Origin of the sequence: Promineifilum sp. (SeqCode), from assembly GCF_041918635.1 — a bacterium.
Classification (GTDB): Bacteria; Chloroflexota; Anaerolineae; order Promineifilales; family Promineifilaceae; genus Promineifilum.
Genome location: NZ_JAYRVJ010000763.1, coordinates 1 through 4,401, shown reverse-complemented (window position 1 = coordinate 4,401; position 4,401 = coordinate 1). Strand labels below are relative to the sequence as shown.

General features: G+C 65.6%; 4 protein-coding genes. 1 reads left to right on the top strand and 3 read right to left on the bottom strand.

The genetic code is table 11. The annotated features are described in order from the left end of the window. Positions 1–699 (bottom strand): phosphoglycerate kinase (gene pgk, locus ACE3UY_RS22000; protein WP_374689618.1); only part of this gene is annotated, 699 nt, incomplete at its 3' end. Continuing rightward, positions 696–1,550 (bottom strand): hypothetical protein, encoded by an 855-nt coding sequence (locus tag ACE3UY_RS21995; protein WP_374689617.1) that lies wholly within the window; start codon positions 1,548–1,550, stop codon positions 696–698. The genes ACE3UY_RS21995 and pgk, both read right to left, overlap by 4 nt. Positions 1,551–1,833: 283 nt before the next feature. Here ACE3UY_RS21995 and ACE3UY_RS21990 point away from each other — a divergent pair, with 283 nt between their 5' ends. Further along, entirely contained in the window at positions 1,834–3,192 is a 1,359-nt protein-coding gene (locus ACE3UY_RS21990) for a M23 family metallopeptidase (RefSeq protein WP_374689616.1), read from the top strand. A 93-nt stretch (positions 3,193–3,285) separates the two neighbouring features. Here the strand turns inward: ACE3UY_RS21990 and ACE3UY_RS21985 are convergent, their stop codons facing one another. Continuing rightward, positions 3,286–4,161, bottom strand: coding sequence for a deoxyribonuclease IV (locus ACE3UY_RS21985; protein ID WP_374689615.1), 876 nt, complete (start codon positions 4,159–4,161; stop codon positions 3,286–3,288). Positions 4,162–4,401 lie beyond the last annotated feature (240 nt).

Sequence of the window (4,401 nt, the reverse complement as noted above, 5' to 3'; positions counted from 1 at the left end):
GGCCATACCGCCACCGATGAGCACCTTGTCCGCCTTGTCCAGCAGGTTCTCGATCAGCTTGATCTTGTCCGAGATCTTCGCGCCGCCCATGATGGCGACGTAGGGCTTGGGCGGGTTCTCCACGGCGATGCCCAGAGCCGAGATCTCCTGGTTCATCAGGAAGCCGGAGACGACCGGGCCGCCCTTGGCGCGCATGGCGTAGGCCGCCCCGTCCACGCTGGCGTCGGGCCGGTGGGCCGAGCCGAAGGCGTCATCCACGTACACGTCGGCCAGCGAGGCGAAGTCGGCCGACAGGCCCGGATCGTTCTTCTTCTCGCGCGGGTCGAAGCGGGTGTTCTCCAGCAGCAGCACGTCGCCCGGCTTCAGCGCCGCGGCGGCGGCCTTGACCTCGTCGCTCATGACGGCCGGGAGGTACTGCACCGGCCGGCCGAGCACCTCTTCCAGCTTCTTGGCGACGGGGGCCATGCTGAACTGGCGATCTTCGGCCGTCTTGGGCCGGCCCAGGTGCGAGGCCAGGATGAGCGACGCGCCGTGGTCGAGCAGGTAGTTGAGCGTCGGCAGCGCGGCGCGGATGCGCGTGTCGTCGGTGACAGTGATGGTGGCGTTGGGGTCTTTGCTGCTCAGCGGGACGTTGAAGTCCACGCGCACGAAAGCCCGCTTGCCGTTCACATCGATGTCGGTAATGCTCTTCTTGTTCATGGCTGTGTCTCCTTGTAGATGATCTCGGTTGTCTGGAAATCGGAGTAGCGCGCGTCGAGTCCCTCGATGCCCAGCGCGCGCCGGATGTGCTTGACCCGTGAGGCGACGCCGCCCAACGGGGCGCGATACTGCCGGCCGACCGCGGCCTGCGTCTCGCCGCGGTTGCTGTGTTCGGACAGGATGAACTCGACCGCCGCGGCCCAGACCGCCGGCCGGTCCAGATCGGGCCTCGCCGCCGCGCGGAAGTCGCGCCACAGCCGCCGGCCGTAGATGAGCGGCAGCAGGCCAAACCCCCGCGCCTGCAAGCCGGGCAACAGCGCCGCCTCCACCGGATCGGCCATCGCCTCCGGCCGCAGCGGCAGTTGGAGCAGCCCGGCATAGAGCGCCACCGGCAGCACCCAGGGTTCCGACGGCAGCTTACCCTCGTCGCTCATCACCTGCGTGCCGGCCAGGATGCTCGTCGCCCGCAGCGTGTTCAGCGGCAGGTCGGCGCTGGCCGGGTTGATCTCGGTCACGCGCCAGCCGCCGTCCGTCCGCTCCAGCCGTACGGCGACCACGTCCACGGCGGTGTAGCCGCGGCCGGCGGCCGGGTCAGGCCAGGCGTACTCGATGAACACCGCCCGCCCCTCGTCCGCCTCGATGGCCCGCACCAGTCCCAGCCGCTCCCGGCCGAGGACGGTCTTCAGCAGGATGTCGAAGACGACGAAGCCGAACAGGTCCAGGGCGTCATCGGCCTGGCCGCCGGGCAGTAGGTGCGCGCGCAAGGTCTGGGGGTCTTCGGCCACAGTGGCGGCGATCAGTTGCTCGACGACCGGCCAGATGTCATCCCAGACCGTCTTTTCATCGATCATGAAGAGGCATCCACAGATTTCACAGATTACACAGATTCTTCCAGACTATCTGTGTGATCTATAGTACCTTTGATGGACTTATCTTATAGGAGCGGTTGGTCGCAGGGTAATGTACCGGTAAGCCTGGCGGATGAAGCATGGACAGATAACAAGATGTCGCCTGTGCGCCTCTTACAATCTGTGTAATCTGTGGATGCTTCTTCCGCAAGCCAGGGCGATTATACGCCGCTTTCGCGTCACGTCACACGAAATGTAAGGTTGGACGGATAGAATAAAACCCGTCATGAAGCAACACATAGATGACCGCGGACGGGCGACCGCTGACCGTCGAATGTGGTGGCCCCTGATGTTGTTGCTGCCGAGTTGCGTGCTGGCGATGGTTCTCCTGCTGGCCGGGCCGGTGGCGTCGCAGCCGGAGCAAGTTCAGCCGGCAGCATCCGGCGGCGGGGAGTACGCGCCGCCGGCTGACCAGTTGACCGAGACGGAGCGGACGCGCATTGAGCAGATGATCGCGGGCAACGTCACCCGGCTGGCGGCCGAAGGGCGGCTGCCGGCGGCGCGCGGCGCAGTGGCGCTGGGCTGGCCGCTGACCCCGCGCGACGGCTTCAGCGACCCCGGCTACCACGGCGTCACCAACTACGTTGACCACCAGAGCGCCTACCCCAACCAGGTGCTCGACTTCGCCTGCGGCCGGCGCACCTACGATAGCTCCTCCGGCTACAACCACAAAGGAACCGATTATTACCTGTGGCCCTTCGCCTGGAACAAGATGGCCGCCGGGGACGTGCGCGTGGTGGCCGCGGCGGCCGGCGTCATCGTCGGCCGGCACGAGGGCAACCCCGACCAGAGTTGCAGCTTCAACAGCAATAGCTGGAACGCCGTCTACGTCCGTCACGCCGACGGCTCCGTCGCCTGGTACGGCCACCTGAAGCGCGGCTCGGTGACGCCCAAGGCTGTCGGCGCGCCGGTGGCGGCCGGGGAGTACCTGGGGCTGGTCGGCAGTTCGGGCAACTCGACCGGGCCGCACCTGCACTTCGAACTGTACAGCGGCGGGCAGCTAATCGACCCCTACGCCGGCGGCTGTTACGCCCCGCCCGGCGGCTCCTGGTGGGCGCAGCAGCGGGAGTACTACGACTCGGCCATCAACAAGCTGACCACCGGGCCGGCCGCTGTGGCCTGGAGCACCTGCCCCTCGCCCGACACGCCCAACGAGGCCACGCAGTTCCAGCCGGGCAACCGCATCTACTTCACGACCTACTACCGCGACCAGTTGGCGGGGCAATCGTCGCTCTACCGCATCTACGCGCCCAACGGGACGATCTACGCCCAGTGGACGCACAGCAGCTCGCAGCCGCATTACGCGCTGTCCTACTGGTGGTGGGCCTTCGACTTTGGGCCGTCGGCCATGAATGGGACGTGGCGGTTCAGTGTGGAGTATCAAGGCCGGACGTACACTCACTCGTTCGTCGTCGGCCAGCCCTCCACAGCCACACCGACCGTCACGGCGACGCCCACGGCCACCGCCACCCTGCGCCCTACCGCTACCGCAACCCCCACGGCCACGCCCACGGTTACGCCCAGCGTCACCCCGGCCGTCTTTGACCCGGCGTGGTATGTCTTCGTGCCGGCTATGGCAAAATAATTAACCACGGATTTGCACGGATTCTACGGATGAAGAACGGATTGAACCCGACGTTCAATCCGTTAAATCCGTAGAATCCGCGAAGATCCGTGGTTAATTTATGATCAATTCCCGCAGGGCGGCCAGGTTCGCGAGGTTCATGTCGATGCTCACCCCATCCTCCCCATCTTCGGTCGGCGGCGTCTCCAGGTGGGCGCACTTGTCGGCCCAGCGCGGATCGTTGATGAAGTTGGCGAAGCCCTCCAGCCCGATCTGGCCTCGGCCAATGTGCTCGTGCCGATCCTTGCCCGTGCCCAGGTCGTGCTTGCTGTCGTTGAAGTGGAAGCAGCAGATGCGCTCCAGCCCCACCACCCGGTCGAACTCGGCCATCGTCGCCGCGTATGCCTCTGGCGTGCGGATGTCGTAGCCGGCGGCGAAGACGTGGCAGGTGTCGAAGCAGACGCCCAGCCGCTCGCTCCCGCCGGCCCCCTCGATGATGGCGGCCAGGTGCTCGAACTTGCCGCCCAGATTGGTCCCCTGGCCGGCCATCGTTTCCAGGCAGATGACGGTGGTGGGGGCGGTGTCGGCCGTCTCCTCCACGAGCCGGCGCAGACCGCGGGCGATGGCCGCCAGCCCTTCGGCTTCGCTGCTGTCCATGTAGGAGCCGGGGTGAAAGGTGATCAAGTCCACGCCCAGCGCCGCGGCCCGCTCGACCTCGTCCTTGAGGGCCTGGTACGACTTCTCCCACAAGACGGGATCGGGCGAGGCGAGATTGATGAGGTAGCTGGCGTGGACGGAAACGGGATGCAGGTCAGCGTACTCCGTCACGGCGTTCTTGTAAGCGGCGACGTCGTCGTCGGTCAGCGGCTTGGCCGCCCACTGCCGGTTGCTCTTGGTGAAGATGAGGAACGAGTCGCAGCCCGCTTCCTTGGCCCGCGGGAATGAACGATACGCGCCGCCGGCCGTGCTGATGTGTGCACCCAATCGCATAAAGTATCACCTCTCCTAAGCAGAAGAATGGCTACAGATTCGTACGGACGGTACGGATTATGTCAATCTGTATTGTCCGTGTGAATCCGTAGCCATTCTTCACTCACCGTAGCGGTCATCCGGCCGCTCATTGGTGATATAACCGATGGTCTCCAACCCCTTCACGGCATACACGCCGTCGCCGACGACACGCCAGATGGGCTTGCCGGCCAGATCGACGATGAACTCCCCTTCCAGACG